The 17969-nt window shown below is 73.3% G+C and carries 18 protein-coding genes; 9 read left to right on the forward strand and 9 right to left on the reverse strand.

Features of this window, described 5'->3' with window-relative positions; translation table 11 throughout:
• Positions 1-232: 232 nt before the first annotated feature.
• Entirely contained in the window at positions 233-970 is a 738-nt protein-coding gene (locus tag ACN28A_RS17335; protein ID WP_421396462.1) for an alanyl-tRNA editing protein, read from the forward strand.
• Here ACN28A_RS17335 and ACN28A_RS17340 read toward each other — a convergent pair.
• Entirely contained in the window at positions 963-2042 is a 1080-nt protein-coding gene (locus ACN28A_RS17340) for an NAD(P)H-dependent flavin oxidoreductase (RefSeq protein ID WP_421396464.1), read from the reverse strand. The genes ACN28A_RS17335 and ACN28A_RS17340 overlap by 8 nt on opposite strands.
• A 263-nt stretch (positions 2043-2305) precedes the next feature.
• On the opposite strand from ACN28A_RS17340, the gene ACN28A_RS17345 reads away from it, so the two are divergent.
• On the forward strand, positions 2306-2644 hold the full coding sequence (locus tag ACN28A_RS17345) for a winged helix-turn-helix transcriptional regulator (protein WP_421396466.1): 339 nt from the start codon (positions 2306-2308) through the stop codon (positions 2642-2644).
• Entirely contained in the window at positions 2641-3555 is a 915-nt protein-coding gene (locus tag ACN28A_RS17350; protein WP_421396467.1) for an SDR family oxidoreductase, read from the forward strand. Before ACN28A_RS17345 ends, ACN28A_RS17350 begins: the two co-directional genes overlap by 4 nt.
• Before the next feature lie 15 nt (positions 3556-3570).
• Here the strand turns inward: ACN28A_RS17350 and ACN28A_RS17355 are convergent, their stop codons facing one another.
• Positions 3571-4572, reverse strand: coding sequence for a helix-turn-helix transcriptional regulator (locus ACN28A_RS17355; RefSeq protein WP_421396469.1), 1002 nt, complete (start codon positions 4570-4572; stop codon positions 3571-3573).
• Between the two features lie 76 nt (positions 4573-4648).
• On the opposite strand from ACN28A_RS17355, the gene ACN28A_RS17360 reads away from it, so the two are divergent.
• Entirely contained in the window at positions 4649-5500 is an 852-nt protein-coding gene (locus ACN28A_RS17360) for an EI24 domain-containing protein (RefSeq protein ID WP_421396471.1), read from the forward strand.
• Positions 5500-6036, forward strand: coding sequence for an O-acetyl-ADP-ribose deacetylase (locus ACN28A_RS17365; RefSeq protein WP_421396472.1), 537 nt, complete (start codon positions 5500-5502; stop codon positions 6034-6036). Before ACN28A_RS17360 ends, ACN28A_RS17365 begins: the two co-directional genes overlap by 1 nt.
• A gap of 55 nt (positions 6037-6091) precedes the next feature.
• Here ACN28A_RS17365 and ACN28A_RS17370 read toward each other — a convergent pair whose 3' ends face one another.
• Both ACN28A_RS17370 and ACN28A_RS17375 read right to left on the reverse strand, forming a co-directional pair.
• Positions 6092-7108 carry a LacI family DNA-binding transcriptional regulator gene (locus ACN28A_RS17370; RefSeq protein WP_421396473.1) on the reverse strand — a complete coding sequence of 339 codons (1017 nt, stop codon included), beginning with the start codon at positions 7106-7108 and terminating at the stop codon, positions 6092-6094.
• A gap of 129 nt (positions 7109-7237) precedes the next feature.
• Entirely contained in the window at positions 7238-7999 is a 762-nt protein-coding gene (locus ACN28A_RS17375) for a maleylpyruvate isomerase family mycothiol-dependent enzyme (RefSeq protein ID WP_421396474.1), read from the reverse strand.
• Between the two features lie 64 nt (positions 8000-8063).
• On the opposite strand from ACN28A_RS17375, the gene ACN28A_RS17380 reads away from it, so the two are divergent.
• Complete coding sequence (locus ACN28A_RS17380; RefSeq protein ID WP_421396476.1) at positions 8064-9152, forward strand: UDP-N-acetylmuramate dehydrogenase; 1089 nt, start codon at positions 8064-8066, stop codon at positions 9150-9152.
• A gap of 81 nt (positions 9153-9233) precedes the next feature.
• On the opposite strand, the gene ACN28A_RS17385 is transcribed toward ACN28A_RS17380, so the two are convergent.
• A complete protein-coding gene (locus ACN28A_RS17385) occupies positions 9234-10079 on the reverse strand; it encodes a class I SAM-dependent methyltransferase (protein ID WP_421396477.1) in 846 nt (281 codons plus the stop codon).
• A 7-nt stretch (positions 10080-10086) separates the two neighbouring features.
• Positions 10087-10866 carry an SDR family oxidoreductase gene (locus ACN28A_RS17390; protein WP_421396479.1) on the reverse strand — a complete coding sequence of 260 codons (780 nt, stop codon included), beginning with the start codon at positions 10864-10866 and terminating at the stop codon, positions 10087-10089.
• Positions 10867-11052: 186 nt separating this feature from the next.
• On the opposite strand from ACN28A_RS17390, the gene mshA reads away from it, so the two are divergent.
• The 3 genes from mshA to ACN28A_RS17405 all read left to right on the forward strand — a co-directional run bounded on the left by mshA (position 11053) and on the right by ACN28A_RS17405 (position 14545).
• On the forward strand, positions 11053-12426 hold the full coding sequence (mshA, locus tag ACN28A_RS17395; protein WP_421396480.1) for a D-inositol-3-phosphate glycosyltransferase: 1374 nt from the start codon (positions 11053-11055) through the stop codon (positions 12424-12426).
• Between the two features lie 127 nt (positions 12427-12553).
• Positions 12554-13078, forward strand: a complete 525-nt coding sequence (locus ACN28A_RS17400; protein ID WP_421396482.1) for a YbjN domain-containing protein — start codon at positions 12554-12556, stop codon at positions 13076-13078.
• 180 nt (positions 13079-13258) lie between these two features.
• Positions 13259-14545 (forward strand): hypothetical protein, encoded by a 1287-nt coding sequence (locus ACN28A_RS17405; protein ID WP_421396484.1) that lies wholly within the window; start codon positions 13259-13261, stop codon positions 14543-14545.
• A 458-nt stretch (positions 14546-15003) separates the two neighbouring features.
• Here ACN28A_RS17405 and ACN28A_RS17410 read toward each other — a convergent pair whose 3' ends face one another.
• The 3 genes from ACN28A_RS17410 to ACN28A_RS17420 form a co-directional block, all read right to left on the reverse strand.
• A complete protein-coding gene (locus ACN28A_RS17410) occupies positions 15004-15816 on the reverse strand; it encodes a M23 family metallopeptidase (RefSeq protein WP_421396485.1) in 813 nt (270 codons plus the stop codon).
• A 25-nt stretch (positions 15817-15841) separates the two neighbouring features.
• A complete protein-coding gene (locus ACN28A_RS17415; RefSeq protein WP_421396487.1) occupies positions 15842-16414 on the reverse strand; it encodes an ArsR/SmtB family transcription factor in 573 nt (190 codons plus the stop codon).
• A gap of 75 nt (positions 16415-16489) precedes the next feature.
• Positions 16490-17860 (reverse strand): MDR family MFS transporter, encoded by a 1371-nt coding sequence (locus ACN28A_RS17420; RefSeq protein WP_421396488.1) that lies wholly within the window; start codon positions 17858-17860, stop codon positions 16490-16492.
• Positions 17861-17969 lie beyond the last annotated feature (109 nt).

Genomic DNA, 17969 nt, shown 5'->3' on the forward strand with positions numbered 1-17969 from the left:
TCCGAACTGCGGTGCCATCTCTCCGGATCGGCGCCGCACCATCTCGTCCGCAGACTGTCGAGCTGCCCCGGCTGTGCGTCCGCCCGACGGCCCGCAACCGTCGCCCCGGGCGTCGGTACCCGGGACGGGTGCCGGCTGGCCTTCCGCTGTCTCCGACCGCCCCGGCCGGGCCGAACCCGGGCCGGCCGCTCGGTACCCGGGACGGGCCTCGGCCGGAGTAACGTGGCGGGCTATGGGCGTTTCGCAGCACGGCCGGACGCACCGGCTCGACCTTGTCGACCCGACCCTGCGGGAGTGGGAGTGCACGGTGCTCTCCGCCGACCCGGAGCAGGGGATCGTGCTGGACCGGTCGGCCTTCTATCCGGGTGGCGGCGGCCAGCCGCCGGACCACGGCGTGCTGCTCTGGCAGGGCGTGCAGACCCGGATCGTCGGCACCCGCAAGGGCGACGACCTCTATCTGATCCCGGCCGAGAATGATCCGCTGCCGCCGGTCGGTACGGCCGTGACCGGCGCGGTGGAGGATGTCCGGCGCAGCCTGCTGATGCGTACCCACTCCGGACTGCACGTGCTCTGCGGGGTGGTGTTCCGGGACTTCGGCGCCCTGGTCACCGGCGGCAACATGGAGCCGGGCGAGGCACGGATGGACTTCAACCTGCCGGAGGTGCCGACCGACTTCAAGGCCCGGCTGGAGGACCTGGTCAACACCGAGGTCACCGCCGACCGGGCGGTGGCGGTCAAGGTGCTGCCCCGGGACGAGGCGCTGGCGCTGCCGGACATCATCCGCACCCAGTCCAACCTGATTCCCGCCGACGAGCAGGAGATCCGGATCGTCGACATCGTCGGGCTGGACGTGCAGGCCGACGGCGGCACGCACGTCGCCTCGACCGCCCAGATCGGCAAGGTCCAGGTGGTCAAGGTGGAGAGCAAGGGCCGGGCCAACCGGCGGGTCCGGGTCCGGCTGGTCAGCTGATCCCGGCCGGGTTGGTGCCGGGCGGGTCGGTGCCGGGCGGGTTGGTGCCGGGCGAGTCGGTGCCGGGCGAGTCGGTGCCGGGCGGGTTGGCGCCGGGCCGGTTCAGTATCGCTGCCGCCTGCCGGACCAGCGACTCGACGATGGCGGCGGCCGGAGCCACGTCGCGGACCGTGCCGGCGGACTGGCCCGCGTACCGGGCGAGTTCGTCCAGCCGCCCGGTCATCCCGGTCACCGGGACCATGTCGGCGTACCGGAGGTGCTGCCGGCCCCCGGCGTCGGTGGCCAGCACGTCGCCCTCGCCGGGCCGGTGCGGGGCGGCCGGTGAGCCGGCGGCCAGCCAGCGGTCCAGAGTGGCGTTGCGCAGCACCCGGTGTGGCGCGTCCGGCCAGCCGCCGTCGAAGCAACCCGTGTGTACGGCGTCGCCGGGATCGGCGGCCACCACCGCGCGCCGGTACTCCTCATGGCTGCCGGCCTCGGTGGCGGCCACGAAACGGGTGCCGAGCCAGCCGGCCTGGGCGCCGAGGGCGAGTACCGCCGCCAGGCCACGGCCGTCCGCGATCCCGCCGGCCGCGATCACCGGCAGCGGGTGGACCGCGTCCACCACCGCCGGGACCAGCGCCATCGTGCTCACCTGGCCGCGTACGTGCCCGCCGGCCTCCCAACCCTGTGCCACGAGTACGTCGACGCCGGCCTCGGCCGCCTGCCGGGCCTCGGTGACCGAGCCGACGGTGTGCAGGTGCACCGCCCCGGCGGCCTCGATCGGCCCGTGTACCTCTGCCGGGTCGCCCCAGAACGTGGAGACCACCGGTACGCCCTCGGCCAGGCAGGCCGCGAGGTTGGCCGCGACCGGGAAGTCCAGCACCAGGTTGACCCCGAACGGTTGGTCGGTCAGCCGGCGCAGTCGCCGGACCCGGTCCCGCAGCTCTTCCGGGCCGACCCAGGTCAGGGCCAGCGTGCCGAGGCCACCGGCGGCGCAGACCGCGGCCGCGAGTTCCGGGGTGGCCGCCGAGCCGATCGGCGCCTGGACAACCGGTGCGGTGATGCCCAGCCGCCGGCACAGCTCCGTGGTCAACCCGTGCATGCCATCCCCCGCCATCCCCCGGTCGTCTGGCTGTGATTCGGAATCCGAAACATCCACTGGCCACGATAGTGTGTCGGAAACCGAAGCACCAGCACGTGCGCCGAGGGCCGGTGCCGGGTCCGGCCGCACACCGGTGCCGGGTCCGGCCGCCACACCGGTGCCGGCGGAAGGGTGGAACACCGATGACCGGGACGAGCGGAGGCGCACCGAGACCGGGCCGAGCGGTTCGGGGCTCGGCCACCGGCCGACCCCTGATGGCCGCGCTGGACCTGTTCGGGCGGCGGTGGAGCCTGCGGGTCGTCTGGGAGCTGCACGGCGGGCCGCTCGGCTTCCGGGCGCTGCGCCAGCGCTGCGACTCGATGTCCTCCAGCGTGCTCCGCCAGCGGCTCGCCGAGCTGCTCGACGCGGAACTGGTGCACCAGGGTCCGGACAGCGCGTACGCCCTGACCGAACTGGGGCGTGCGGCGTACGAGGCGCTGCGTCCGCTGGTCCGCTGGTCCGAGCGCTGGGCGGCGGAACTCTCCGTGAGCCGGACCGCATCCGCGAATCCTGACGCGGGCTGTCAGGATTCGGTGCCAGGGTCGAGGTCATGACCGCAGAACTGACTGGAAAGGTCGCGCTCGTCGCCGGGGCGACCCGGGGCGCCGGCCGGCAGATCGCCGTGCAGCTCGGAGCCGCCGGTGCCACCGTCTACGCCACCGGGCGGAGTACCCGGGAGAAACGCTCCGAGGTCGACCGGCCGGAGACCATCGAGGAGACCGCCGAACTGGTCACCGAGGCCGGCGGCGTCGGGATAGCCGTCCAGGTCGACCACCTCGTTCCCGACCAGGTACGCGCCCTGGTGGAGCGGATCGACCGGGAACAGGGCCGCCTGGACGTACTCGTCAACGACGTCTGGGGGGCGGACCGGCTGATCGGCTGGTACAAGCCGATCTGGGAGCAGGACCTGGACGACGGCTTCCGAACGCTGCGACTCGCCGTACACACGCACATGATCACCAGCCACTTCGCGCTGCCGCTGCTGATCCGCAACCCGGGCGGCCTGGTGGTGGAGGTCGGCGACGGCACCAAGGAGTACAACGACGAGAACTACCGGCTGTCGGCCTTCTTCGACCTGGCGAAGACCGCGGTGAACCGGCTCGCCTACCTCTGGGCGCACGAGCTGAAGGAACACGGCGGCACGGCCGTGGCGCTCACCCCGGGCTGGCTGCGCTCGGAGTTCATGCTCGACGAGTTCGGCGTCACCGAGGAGAACTGGCGGGACGCGATCGAGAAGCAGCCGCACTTCGTCATCTCGGAGACCCCGGTCTTCGTCGGCCGCGCGGTCGCCGCACTCGCCGCCGACCCGGACCGGGCCCGCTGGTCCGGGCAGTCGCTCTCCAGCGGCCAGCTCGCCAGGGTGTACGGCTTCACGGACGTCGACGGCAGCCAGCCGGACGCCTGGCGGTACATGGTGGAGGTGGAGGCGACCGGCAGGCCCGCCGACGCCACCGGCTACCGCTGACCGGCCGGCGGCTGGTCACGCCTGGTCGTCGGTGACCGGTCCGGGCTGGTCGTCGGCGTAGAGCCGGGTCAGCCGCCGGGCCGCCGAGGCGAGCCGGGTACGCAGCTCCGGCGGCTGGAGCACCTCGACCTCCGGGCCGAGGCTGAGCAGTTGGCCGTACGCGACGTCGGGGGACTCGACGGGCAGCCGGGTGACCACCCATCCCTGCCCGTCGGGCTCCCCGACGTTCGCCTCCGCCTCCCGTACGGCGGGCGGCTCGGCGACGAAACGCAGCGCGTACCGGCCGGCGGGGCTGAGCCGGATCGTCACCTCGTCGCGCAGGATCTCCCGGACGAACCGTTCCGCCTGGCGGGCCCAGTAGCCGGCCAGGTCGAACGAGTCGTCCCGGCTGAACGTCCGCCCGCCCACGGTCACCCCGGTCATCCGGTCCACCCGGTAGGTGCGGTGCCCGGCGCCGACCCGGGCCACCAGATACCAGCCGCCGCCCTTGCACACCAGCCCGTACGGCTCGACGCTGCGGATCGACTCCCGGTCACCCCGGCGGTAGCGGAACTCGACGGTCCGGTCCTGCCACACCGCCTCGGCCAGCTCGCCGAGCCCGGCGGGCGGGTCCGTGCTCCGGAACCATCCCGGCACGTCGAGGTGGAACCGTCGCTCCACCCGGGTCGACGCGTCCCGCAACCCGCTGGGCAGCGCGGCGAGTACCTTCAGCCGGGCGGTGGCCACCACGTCGGCCAGCCCCATCTCGCCGACCGGGCCCGGCAGCCCGGCGAGGAACAGCGCGTCGGCCTCGCTCCGGCTCAGCCCGGTCAACCGGGTCCGATAGCCGCCGAGCAGCCGGTAACCGCCGGCCCGGCCCCGGTCGGCGTAGACCGGGATGCCGGCGGCGCCCAGCGCGAGCACGTCCCGGTAGATCGTGCGTTCCGAGACCTCCAACTCGCGGGCGAGCTCGGCGCCGGTCATCGACTCGCGGTTCTGCAACAGCAGGACCAGGGAGATCAACCGGGCGGCTCGCATGCTCACCATCCTGCCCGGCCGCCCCGATCGATCGTCGTCGTGCCGACGGTGCGCCGGACCGATAGGCTTGCCGGTCGTGCAGACCGCCATCCCCGCGAAGCCGGGCAGCCGCCGGATCGGCTCGTTCCTCTCCGAATTCGGCTCCGGTGTCGGGCTGCTGTTCCGGGGGCTCGCCGTCTACGGCCGCAGCCCGCTGCTGGTACTGCTCGGCATCGTGCCCGCGATGATCTCCGGGGCGCTCTACCTGGCCGGTCTCGGCACGCTCGTCTACTTCGCCGACGAGCTGGCCGCGCTGATCACCCCGTTCGCCGACGACTGGTCCGACGGGCCGCGCCAACTCCTCCGGCTGGTCGCCGGCTTCGCGCTGCTCGGCCTGGGCGGCCTGCTCGGGGTACTCACCTTCACCGCGATCACGTTGGTGATCGGCGACCCGTTCTACGAGAAGATCTCCGAACGGGTGGAGGAGCGCTACGGCGGGGTGCCGGACGAGGTGGAGCTCTCCTTCTGGCGCTCGCTGCGACGCAGCCTCGCCGACGCGGCGCGCCTGCTGGGCCGCTCGGTGCTGTTCGGGATTCCGCTCTTCGTCGCCGGGTTCGTGCCGCTCGTCGGACAGTTCGTCGTACCCGTGATCGCCGCGATGGTCGGCGGCTGGTTCCTGGCGATGGGCCTGGTCGGGGTGCCGTTCCAGCGGCGTGGCCTCCGGCTCGCGCAGCGGCAGCGGGCGCTGCGGGCCCGCCGACCGCTGACCCTGGGCTTCGGGGTCGCGGTCTTCCTCTGCTTCCTGATCCCGCTCGGCGCGGTGCTGCTCACCCCGGCCGCGGTGGCCGGCGCCACCCTGCTGGCCCGGCGGACGCTTGACCAGCCGACCGACCGGCGCTCCTCCACCCCCGCCACCAGCATCGGAACAGCCTCTCCCGGGACGGCCTGATGGAAATCGAACTGGTCCAGGGCGACATCACCGAGCAGCGGGTGGACGCCGTCGTGAACGCCGCCAACTCGTCGCTGCTCGGCGGGGGCGGGGTGGACGGCGCCATCCACCGGCGGGGCGGCCCGGCCATCCTCGCCGAGTGCCGAGCCCTGCGGGCCTCGCACTACGGGCGCGGCCTGCCGACCGGGGCGGCGGTGTCGACCACCGCCGGCAACCTGCCGGCCCGCTGGGTGGTGCACACCGTCGGCCCGGTCTACTCCACCGAGGAGGACCGGTCGGCACTGCTGCGCAGGTGCTACACCAACAGCCTGGCCGTCGCCGACAACCTGGGCGCGACCTCGGTGGCGTTTCCGCTGATCTCGTCCGGCATCTACCGGTGGCCGGTCGAGGACGCGCTCCGGCAGGCGTTCACCGCGATCACCGCCGCCCGCCCGACCAGCGTGCGCACCGTCCGGCTGGTGCTCTTCGACGCCACCACCGCCGAAACCGCCCACCGGGTACGCCGAGAGTTCGACCAGCCACCGCCGCCGAGCTGACCGCGACGGCGGGACAGCGGACGCCACGCCCGGTCAGGTGGCCGCCCAGGCCCGGTCAGGTGGAGGCGCGCAGCACGAGTTCGGTCGGCAGCAGCACGGTCGGCTCGATCCGCTCCCCGGCGGCCAGCCGGAGCAGTTGCCGGGTCATCGTCCGGCCGAGATCCTGGATCGGCTGCCGTACGGTGCTCAGCGGCGGGTCGGTGTAGCCGGCCAGCTCGATGTCGTCGAAGCCGATCACCGCCACGTCCGTCGGCACCCGGCGACCCGCCTCGCGCAGCGTACGCAGGGCGCCGTGCGCCATCAGGTCGGAGGCGACGAAGATCGCGTCCAGGTCCGGCTCCAGCGCCAGCAGCTGCCGCATCGCGACCGCACCCGACTCCCGGGTGAAGTCCCCGAACGCCTCGACCGGCCGGCGTCCGGCGTCCCGGACCTCGGCCCGGTAGCCGGCGAGCCGGTCGATCCCGGCCACCATGTCCTGCGGGCCGGCGATGGTGCCGATCCGTCGCCGCCCCGAGCGGAGCAGGTGCCGGACCGCCCCGCGTACCCCGGCGACGTGGTCGACGTCGACGTACGGCACCGGGACCGGGGAGTCGGCCAGCGGGCGGCCACTGCACACCACCGGCAGGCCGGCCTCGGCCAGCGCCCCGGGCAGCGGGTCGGCACCGTGCAGCGAGGCGAAGAGTACCCCGTCCACGTGCCCGCCCATCGCGTAGCGGCCGACCCGCTCGTGGCTGGCCGCCGACTCGGCCAGGGTCAGCACGAGCTGCTTGCCGGCGGCCTCCAGCTCCCGGCTGACCCCGAGGATGATCCCGGGAAAGACCTGGTCGTCGGAGAAGACCCGGGTGGATGCCTCCGGCAGGATCAACGCCACCGAGTCGGTCTGCTGGGTGACCAGGCTGCGCGCCGCGAGGTTGGGCACGTAACCCAGCTCGCGGACGGCCCGCCGGACCGCCTGTTGGATCGGCTCGGCGACCGTGGTCGAGCCGTTCACCACCCGGGACACGGTGGCCCGGGACACCCCGGCCCGTTGAGCCACCGCCTCCAGCGTGGGCCGCGCGCGGGTCACCGCCATCTCCGCTCCTCAGCTCAGCCGCCGGGGAAATGGTTCCACGCGCGCCCGAAGGTCAACAACCCCGTCGGCGGGGACCGGGCCGGGCGCCCCGCACACCGCCCGGACGGGTTTCGTGGCGCCGGCTCCGCCTCAGCCGACGCGCAGCCCCTCCAGCAGCCGGGCGTCACCGGCGCTGTCGAGGGCGTCGAAGCCGAGCCGGCCCCAGAGGGCCAGCAGCAGGTCGCTGGCCGTACCCGAGATCTGCGCCCGGGCGTGGTGGTCGTCGCTGTCCAGGATCGTGTCCGTGTCCAGCAGGGCGACCCCGGCGCCGCGCAGCCGGAGATACCACTCCTGGCCGGCGTCGGTCGCGATCAGGTGGACCACCCCGTGGAACGGCTGGTCGGAGGCGCGCCGGCCGGCCGGCAGCTGGGTGTCCAGCACCTCGCCGACCCCGTCCGCCGCGAGCTTGGCCTCGATCGGCTCGCCGGCCGCGACCGCCATCTGCGCGTCCCAGCGGTGCACCGCGGTCTCCTGGGCCATCCGGCGGTGCCAGAACCCGGCCTTCTTCGGCTGGGGCGCGTAGTTCCACGCCGGTGCTTCCGGGTCGACCCGGTCCAGCACCGTCATCAGCTGGTCGAACTCCTGCCGCCACCACTCGACCGCGGCCGGTCCGGTGGGCAGCCCCGCCGGCACGGTGAGCGGGTCGGCCCGTTCGGTGTTGCCCCGGCTGACGATCCCGCGGACCCGGGCGTAGACCGAGCCGAGATGGTGCACCAGATCGATCATGGTCCACTCGGGACAGGACGGCACCCGGATGTCGAGCGGCGCCTCGGCGACCGCGGCGCCGAATGTGGGCCCCTCGGCGCGGAGTGCCCCGAGCCAGAAGTCCTTGGTGCCGTGCAGTCTGGTCATGACGATCCTCCCGTGCGACCGGGCCGCCACCGGCCGGGCCACCTCTCAGCCTAGGGTGAATGGTGTGCCAGACGTTAACGCCCGCCCGATAACCGACGCCGACGCAGCCGATCCCGCACGATTGGCCGGGTTTACCACCCTGCGGCTCGGCGGTGCGCCCCGGCGACTGGTCACCGCGACCCGAACGGATGACATTCCGGGAAACCTCCGCGAGGCGGAGTCGCGGGACGAGCCGGTGCTGGTGCTGGCCGGCGGCAGCAACGTGGTGGTGGCGGACGAGGGCTTCCCCGGCACGGTGCTGCTGGTCCGGTCCCGGGGCTTCGAGGTGGTCGGCGAGGACGAGACGGCGGTCACCATCCGGGTGGCGGCGGGCGAGCCCTGGGACGACCTGGTGGCGGCGACCGTCGAGGCCGGCTGGTCGGGGGTCGAGTGCCTCTCCGGCATCCCCGGGTCGGCCGGCGCCACCCCGATCCAGAACGTCGGGGCGTACGGGCAGGAGGTGGCGGAGACCGTCACCGGGGTCGAGGCGTACGACCGGCTGACCGGGAAGGTGACCCGGATGAGCGCGGCCGAGTGCGCCTTCGGCTACCGGTCGAGCGTCTTCAAGTACAACGACCGCTGGACGGTGCTCACCGTCGACTTCCGGCTGCTCCGCTCGACGCGCTCCGCCCCGGTGCGCTACGCCGAGCTGGCCCGGGCGCTCGGCGTGCAGGTCGGTGACCGGGTGCCGCTGGCCGACGCCCGGGCGGCGGTACGCGCACTGCGCGCCGGCAAGGGCATGGTGCTGGACCCGGCGGATCCGGACACCCGCTCGGTCGGTTCGTTCTTCACCAACCCGGTGCTGGACGCCGGGGCGTACCGGGCGTTGCGGGAGCGGGCCGACGGGCTCGGCGAACCGCCGTCCTGGCCCGGCGCGGGCGGCACGGTCAAGGTCAGCGCCGCCTGGCTGATCGACAAGGCCGGCTTCCCGAAGGGCTACCAGGGTCCGGGCGGGGTGGCCATCTCGTCGAAGCACACCCTGGCGCTGACCAACCGGGACGGCGGCTCGACCGGGGCGCTGCTGGCGCTCGCCCGGGAGATCCGGGACGGGGTGCACGACCGGTTCGGCGCCACCCTGCACCCGGAGCCGGTACTGGTCAACTGCGCCCTCTGAGCCCCGGGCCGGTGTGCCGGCTGAGCCCGCTGCGCCCCGGGCCGGTGTGCCCGCTGCGCCCGGGTCGGCTGTGTTCCCTGGTCAGGGTTGGCGAGCCGCCTCCGGGGCGGCGGGGTCCGGCGGGGCCACCGCCGACCAGGCCACGGTCACCTCGCCGAGCCGCCACCGGGCCGGCCGGTCCAGCACCGGCCAGCCGGCCGCCCGGACCGCCTCGACCGTACGCCGCCAGCGCTGCCGGGGACCGAACGTGGCGTACGGGGCCTCCTCCCGCCACCCCTGCTCCAGCGCCAGGACCAGCGCGTGTACCCCGGTACCCGGCACGTTGTGGTGGATCAGCGCCTTCGGCAGCCGCTCGGCCAGGGTGGCTGGGCTGTCGAGTGTGGAGAGTCGGGCGGCCAGGGTCAGCGAGCGCGGGCCGGTGGCGTCGACGAGCAGCCAGCCGGCCAGCCGACCCAGCTCGTCGCAGGTCCCCTCGACGAGTACGCCGCCCGGCTGCAGCGCCCCGACGATCCGCCGCCAGGCCGGGACCACCTCCGGCTCGGCGTACTGCCGCAGCACGTTGAAGGCCCGGACCAGCACCGGGCGGAGCCCGGCCAACTCGAAGCCGCCCCGTTCGAAGGTCAGCCCCGGCGGGTCGGCGGCGGGTTCGGCGGCGGCCACCCGTACCGGATCGATCTCCAGGCCGACCACCCGGACGTCCGGCCGGACGGCGGCGGCCAGCCGGGCCCGCAGTTCGACCACGGTGACCGGGCTGGCCCCGTAGCCGAGGTCCACCACCAGCGGGTCGGCGGCGTCCCGGAGCAGGTCGGCGCAGGTGGCCGCGATCCAGTTGTCCACCCGGCGCAGCCGGTTGGGATTGGTGGTCCCCCGGGTCACCGCCCCGACCGGACGCCCCGCCCCGTCCCGCGTCGGAGGCCGCGGTGGCATTCCCGGATCACCGCCCGGGGTCGGTCCCGACCCGGTGCACCTTGTGCTGGGCCGCCTGGGCCAGCGGCCGGACCACCAGCCGGTCCACGTTGACGTGCTGCGGTCGGGTGGCGCACCAGGCGATGCAGTCGGCCACGTCCTCGGCGACAAGCGGCTCGGCCACCCCGGCGTAGACCGCCGCCGCCCGCCCGGCGTCACCGTCGAAGCGGACCAGCCCGAACTCCTCGGTCTTCACCATCCCCGGGTCGATCTCGACCACCCGGACCGGCCGTCCACAGAGTTCCAGCCGCAGCGTCTCGGCCAGCGCCGTCTGGGCGTGCTTCGCCGCCGCGTAGCCGCCGCCACCCTCGTAGACGATCAGGCCGGCGGTGGAGCTGAGCACCACCACCGTGCCGGCGCCGGAGGACTCCAGCGCGGGCAGCAGCGCCTGGGTGACCCGCAGCGTGCCGAGCACGTTGACGTCGTACATCCACTGCCAGTCGGCGACCGAGCCGGACTCGACCGGGTCCAGCCCACGTGCGCCACCGGCGTTGTTCACCAGCAGGGTGACCGGCCCGCCGAGCCGGCCGGCCGCGGTGGCCAGCTCCGCGACCGACTCGTCCGAGGTGACGTCGCAGGTCTGGGCGGTGGCCGTACCGCCGGCCCGGCGGATCTGCTCGACCAGGGCGTCCAGCCGGTCGGCCCGGCGGGCGGCGGCGAGCACGGAGAAGCCCTCGGCGGCCAGCCGGCGGGCCGTGGCGGCACCGATCCCGCTGGACGCCCCGGTGACGATAGCGACAGGGGTCATCGGGACATTCTGGCCCAAGCCGTGCCGGGACCGTGGAGGTGGGCCGGGATGAGGTCGGTCACCTCCCTGTGGCGTCCCGGCGATTGCGGACCGCCCGATGGGGAAGATGACACGCACCAAGGTGGTTGTCCTGTGATGTGACCCGGTTGTGCGGGACGGCGTAACACGTTGAGAGAAGGAGCGGACGTGGCGGAACTGCACACCGGGGTGGCCCGGCAACGAGGTGTCCAGCCGTGGCCGACTCCGCGACGGATCGCCACACTCTCCGTGCACACCTCACCGCTGCACCAACCCGGCACCGGTGACGCCGGGGGGATGAACGTCTACGTCGTCGAGGTCTCCCGGCGGCTGGCCGAGGCGGGCGTCGAGGTCGAGATATTCACCCGGGCCACCTCCAGTGACCTGCCGCCGGTGGTCGAGATGGCCCCGGGGGTCACGGTCCGGCACGTGACGTCCGGCCCGTTCGAGGGGCTGGCCAAGGAGGAACTGCCCGGCCAGCTCTGCGCCTTCACCGCCGGTGTGCTCCGGGCCGAGGCCGCCCGTCCGCCCGGCTTCTACGACCTCATCCACTCGCACTACTGGCTCTCCGGTCAGGTCGGCTGGCTGGCCAAGGAGCGCTGGGGGGTGCCGCTGGTGCACACCGCGCACACCCTGGCCAAGGTGAAGAACGCCCGGCTCGCCGAGGGCGACCGGCCCGAGCCGAAGGCGCGGGTGATCGGCGAGGAGCAGGTGGTGGCCGAGGCCGACCGGCTGGTCGCGAACACCACGGTCGAGGCCCGGGACCTGATCGCCCGGTACGACGCCGACCCGGAACGGGTCGAGGTGGTCCGGCCCGGCGTCGACCTGGACCGGTTCACCCCGCCGCCGGCCGGCCGGTCGGAGTCGACCCGGCTCGCCGCGCGGCGCCGGTTGGGGTTGCCCGAGCGGGGCCTGGTCGTCGCCTTCGTCGGCCGGATCCAGCCGCTGAAGGCGCCGGACGTGCTGGTGCACGCGCTCGCCGAGCTGTGGAGCCGGCAGCCCCGGCTCGCCGGGAAGGTCACCGTGGTGATCGCGGGCGGGCCGAGCGGCAGCGGGCTGGACCGGCCGACCTCGCTCATCGAGCTGGCCGCCAGCCTCGGTGTGGGGCACGCGGTGCGCTTCCTGCCACCGCAGACCGGTGACGACCTGCCGGCGCTCTACCGGGCCGCCGACCTGGTGGCGGTGCCCTCGCACAACGAGTCGTTCGGGCTGGTCGCCCTGGAGGCCCAGGCCTGCGGTACTCCGGTCGTCGCCGCCGCGGTCGGCGGTCTGGTCACCGCCGTCCGGGACGGCAGCAGCGGTGTACTCGTCGACGGGCACCACCCGCGCGACTGGGCCCGGGTGCTCGGCGGCCTGCTGACGGCACCCGGCCGGCGGGCCGAGCTGTCCCGGGGCGCGGTCGAGCACGCCCGCGCCTTCTCCTGGGCACGTACTGCCGGCGGGCTGCTCGGGGTCTACCGTGAGGCGGTGGCGGAGTACCGCGACCGGCTCGCCTCCGAGCTGGCGGACGGCACGGCGACCCTGCCGCTGGCGACCTGCTGAACGAGAACCTGGGCGGGTCGGAGGACCTGGGCGGGTCGGAGCAGCGGGCAGGTCGGAGCGGCGGGCGGTCGGAGAAGTGGACGGGTCGGGTCGGCGGGGTGCGCGGGTCGGAGAGGTGGGCGGCGCGATGAGGTCTCGGGCGGAGCTGGGTCGGCTGATCGAGGCGGTCTGTGCCGACCGGGAGCTGACCTGCGAGCCGACGGGCGAGTACTCGTACGCGGTCACGCTGCCCGGCACGCACAAGCTCAAGACGGTCTGCAACCTGATCGTCGGGGAGCACTCGCTGCGGATCGAGGCGTTCGTGATGCGCCAGCCGGACGAGCGCCGCGAGGAGCTCTTCACCTGGCTGTTGCAGCGCAACGCCCGGATGTACGGGGTGGCGTTCTCCGTCGACGCGGTCGGCGACGTCTACCTGACCGGCCGGGTGGGGCTGGCCGGGGTGACCGAGGACGAGCTGGACCGGCTCTTCGGCTCGGTACTCACCTACGCGGACGAGTCGTTCGACACCATGCTGGAGATCGGCTTCGGTACGGCGATCCGCCGGGAGTGGGAGTGGCGGGTCAGCCGGGGCGAGTCGTTGGCGAACCTGCGCGCGTTCGCGCACCTCTTCGAGCGGTCGGCGACGGAAAACTCGGGTTTGGACCGCCCCTGACGGGTATGCCCCGGCGGCGGCACCAGGATGTGGCTATGGCCGCGCCGCCTGCCGAGGTCAGATGCGAACCTTTCACAACCTGGGAGTACGGGGCAGCCGTCCCGACTTCCACCCGCAGTGGACCACGACCGCGAGGGGAGGTTGGCGAAGGTTCACCGTCAGAGGGAGCGTGAGGATCTCATGGCTCAGCGGAACAGTTCCGGTCGCGGCGCGACCTCGACCGCGACGAGGCGCCGCTCCGGCGGCGGTTCGGGTGACGTCGACGAGCGCAAGATCAGCATGATGAAGGTCGACGACATCCGGGGACAGCTCAAGAAACGCGGCATTTCAGGCATTTCCGCACTCCGCAAGATGGACCTGGTGAAGAGCCTGGTCCGGACGCTGAAAGCGGAGAGCCGGGGCGGCACGACCGGCCGGAAGGCCAGCACGGCGGCGCCGAGCAAGCGGGCGGGTGCGAAGAAGGCACCGGCCAAGCGCGCCACCGCGAAGAAGACACCGTCGCGTACGGTCGCGGCGAAGAAGGCGCCGGCCCGCAAGACCACCACGGCGCGGGCGACCGCGAAGAAGGCGCCGGCCAGCAGGACCGCCGCGAAGAAGGCGCCGGCCCGCAAGTCGACGGCGAAGAAGGCGCCGGCCCGCAAGTCGACGGCGAAGAAGGCACCTGCCAAGCGCGCCGCCGCGAAGAGGGCACCTGCCCGGAAGACCGCGGCCAAGAAGGCACCTGCCCGCAAGACGGTGGCCGCGGCTCGGAAGGCGCCGGCCGGCAAGGCGGTGACCTCCGCGACCTCCGCGCGAGCCACGACCGGCGCCCAGAAGGCACCGGCCGGCAAGGCCACCGGTCCCGGTAAGGCCACCGGTCCGGGCAAGGCCACCGGCGCCCGGAAGGGTACGACCGCCGCGAAGAGCGGCACCGCCGCCCGCGGGGCGACCGGGGCCCGGAAGACCGCGCCGGCCGGCAAGGCGACCGGCGCCCGGAAGACGACCGGCGCCCGGAAGACGACCGGCGCCCGGAAGGCGACCGGGGCCCGGAAGACGGTCACGCCAGCAGCCCAGGCCAAGCCGTCGACCGCGACCTCGCCGTCGCCCTCGCGGTCGACGTCGTCGAACGGTGGTGGTCAGTCCCGGTCGCTGAAGTACGCCCAACCGATCGCCTCACCCCAGGACTCTCCGGAGCGTCCGGGGCGGAGCCTGGTGACCCAGGACCACGACGTGATCCGGCGGTGGGCGGAGGCCCGAAACGCCCAACCGGCGACGATCGAGGGCACCGAACGCGAAGGTCGGCTCGGCGTACTGACGTTTGACTTCCCCGGTTGGCGGGAAGGCGGACGGCTGAAGCCGGTGAGCTGGGACGACTGGTTCCACACGTTCGACGTACGCCAACTGAATTTCATTTACCAGGAGCAGCTTTCCGACGGTCGGCAGAGCAACTTCTTCCGTACGGAATCGCCGATGCGCGAGGACGGCTGAGTTCCGCGGCGCGGATGGACAGGGAATTTTCCTGGCCGCCCGCACGGTTGCACTCCACGGAGCGCCGGAAATCGACCGTCGGCGGGTGTGATGGGCGAGACAGAGTTACCCGCTTGTCTCGGTCATCCGGCGACAACTAACGTTATTGCACGCGCCACGCTCGGATGCGTTCGGGGGAACGGCAGATCACGCAGATCTGCACACCGGGTGCGGCGCTGGGGGACGGGTGGCCAGGCGAGGCCGTTGGGGGACGGCGCCGCCACCTGTAACCGGCGGTGTGTGCGGGCGACGTTTACGGGGGTGAACGTCGCCCGCCGCCGCCGGTCCATCCTTCTCGGGCCGGTCCATCCTTCTCGGGCCGGTCGATCGTTCTCGGGCCGGTTCCGGCGGGTTCGGGCCACCGGCGCGCGGGCACACCGGCCACCGGTCCGCTCGGCAGGCGGTGGAATTTCTTGTCGCTAGCGCGCCGCCGCCGGGTCGACCGTGAACACGTCTCCGTTGGCCGGCAGGCCGATTTCCCGCCAGCTGAACGGAATTCCCCGCGCCACGTCCAGATCCGTATTGTCCATCAACTGGAAGTGGACATGTGGTTCGGTCGAGTTGCCGGAATTCCCGCACTCCGCCACCGGCTGTCCGGTCCGGACCCGGTCTCCGGGGCGGACGAGCAGCGAACCCCGGCGCAGGTGCGCGTACGCCGCGTACCGGCCGTCGCCGAGGTCCAGGATCAGGTGGTTGCCGAGAATCTGGCCGGGGCCGGCGATCTCCCGGAACAGCCCTTCGAAGACCAGGTAGAGCAGGGCCGGGTAGGAGTTGCGGCTGAGGTGGTCCCGGTTGCGGTCCACGGCGCGCAGCACCGTGCCGTCGGCGACCGCCAGCAGTGGCGCGCCGAAGCCGGGGAAGTCCCGGTTGCGCCGGACCAGTGGCCACCATCCGAAGCCCGGGCGCGGCCGGTCCGACGGCTCGGCGACCAGGTCGATCGCGTACGCCTGGCCGTAGGCGCGCACCCCGTGGCTGGGTACCTTGCTCGCGGGGCTGTTCAGGGCCGACCAGCGGCCGACGACCGGCGGGGCGACCTCGACCGGCGAGTCGGTGTCCGGCTGCGGTCCCCGGGCGAGCAGCCGGCCGAGCACCACCCGCAGCGCGATGGCGAGGCCGATCGCGAGCCAGCCCCAGAGTGACGAGAGGTCGACGAAGAAGCCGGCCACCAGGATCACCAGGAACGCGAGCCAGCAGCAGCGGTGCAGGACCATCAGTGCCTTGTGCGGGTGCATGGGAATCTCCTCTCCGCCGCGCCGGTCAGGCGCGGGCGATCGCCACCGCCACCAGCAGCGGCACGACACGGCCGGCGGGCACCTCGTAGCGTCCCCGGGCGGTGCTGTGCAGCCAGCCGGCGGCGGCGAGTTGGCGCAGGTGGTGGTAGGTCTGGCCGGTCGTGCCCAGACCGTCCAGGGCGGTGAGTTCGGCGACGGTACGCCGGCCGCCGAGGATCTCCCGGAGCAGTCGCAGCCGGACCGGATGGCCGAGCGCGGCCAGTGGTTCCGAGGCGTCGCTCCAGTCGGCGTCCTCGCCGTTCGCGCCGGTCTCGCGGCCTTCGCCGTTCTCGCCTTCCGCACGGCCGAGCAGTGCCTCGGTCGGCAGCCCGTACTGCCAGTCGTAGCGCTCGTTCGTCGGCAGCCGGACGGAGCCGGTGTAGAGCACGCCGCCCCGCTCGGCGCCGAGCCCGGCGAGCCGCGCCTTCAGGCCGTCCAGGGCCCAGAAGTCGCCCTCGGCCGGCGGTGCCTCGGGCCGGGCCGCCGACTCGTCCGCCCAGCGCCGCTCCAGTGCCGCCAGCCGCCGTTCCAGGTCGGCGACCCGCTCCTCCAGTGTCATAACTTCGAGTTTACGTAATTACGTAACAACCTGCCACTGGAAGTCCGCTGAGTCGCTGAGCTGCGACTTCACAGGTCAGACCCGAGCACTCGGCGACCGACGCCGCGTTCGACGCCCATCGGCCGGCGCGGCGGTCGGCTCTGCGATCGGCTCGCCGGTTCGTACGCCGGTCGGCTCGGCGGCCCGGGTCGGCATTCCGGGCTCCCGGGCCGCCGCTTCCAGCTCGGCGCCGCGCAGGGCGCCGGCCCGCCGTTCCCGGGCCGGACCGGAGAGCAGGTGGGCGACCGCCACCACACCGCCGAGGGCCGCACAGCCCAGCCAGAGGGCAGAGTTTCCGAACCGCTCCCGGACGAAGCCGCCGGCGACCGGGGCGACGAACGCCGCCACCGACCAGGAGAGCGAGAAGAGCCCCTGGTAGCGCCCGCGCAGCGCCGCCGGGGACAGTTCGGCGATCAGGGTCGAGTTGGACGGCGAGTTGAGCATCTCGCCGAGGGTCCAGATCAGCACGGTGAGCACGTAGAACCAGGCCGCGTCGGCGAACGCGGTCAGCCCGAAGCCGACCCCGGTGACCAGGGCGGCCAGGGCGAGCACCCGGGACCGGTTCCGTCCCCGGATCAGTCGCGGTACGAAGAGCTGCCCGGCCACGATCAACACCCCGTTGACCGCGATCACCGACCCGTACGTCGACGGCGACAGCCCGTCCTGGCCCATCGCGACCGGCAGCATCGAGATGTGCTGCATGAAGACCAGCGCCACCAGGATGTTCAGCAGTACGAAACCGACGAAGACCCGGTCGCGTAGCGCGCTGCCCAGCCCGCCCCGGTGCGGTGCCGGCAGCCCGGCCCGGTCGACGCGGACCTGGCGGGTCTCGGCCACCTTGAGGAAGATGACCATCGCCGTGGTGACCGTCGTCGCCGCGTCGACCACGAAGAGCAGCAGGTAGCTCGCCTCGGCGGCCAGCCCGGCCAGGATCGCGGCGCAGGCGAAGCCGAGGTTGATCGCCCAGTAGTTCAGCGTGAAGGCGCGCAACCGGTCCCGTTCCGGTACGACGTCGACCATCATCGCGCCGAAGGCCGGCCGGGCCGCCTCGGCGAACATCCCGAGCAGCAGCGCGCCGAGCGCGACCAGCCAGAGGTCCCGGGCCAGTCCGAGGGCGAGCATCATCGCCGCCGCGCCGAGGTGTGCGGTGAGCAGTGTCGGGCGCCGGCCCCAGCGGTCGGCGAGGATGCCACCGGCGAGGGTGCCGACCGCACCGCCGGCGCCCCAGAGCCCGAGCACCAGCCCGGCCTGGAACTCGGAGAAGCCCCGCTCGATGGTGAGGTAGATGGCCAGGAAGACGATGACGAAGGAGCCGAGACGGTTGATCAGGGTGCCGGCCCAGAGGTACCAGAAGGTTCGGGGCAGTCCGCCTGTGGTGTCCTGGAACCAGTTCCGGACCGTCCGCATCCGTACCCCCGTTTGTAATCACCACAAATCCCCGAACGCCTTACGAAGCTAGTCCGGCGGGTCCGGCCTGGTCATCCCGTTTTCCACGTGTCGGTCGTCACCCTGGGTC

This window comes from Plantactinospora sp. WMMB782 (assembly GCF_049179135.1).
Taxonomy (GTDB): Bacteria; Actinomycetota; Actinomycetes; order Mycobacteriales; family Micromonosporaceae; genus Plantactinospora.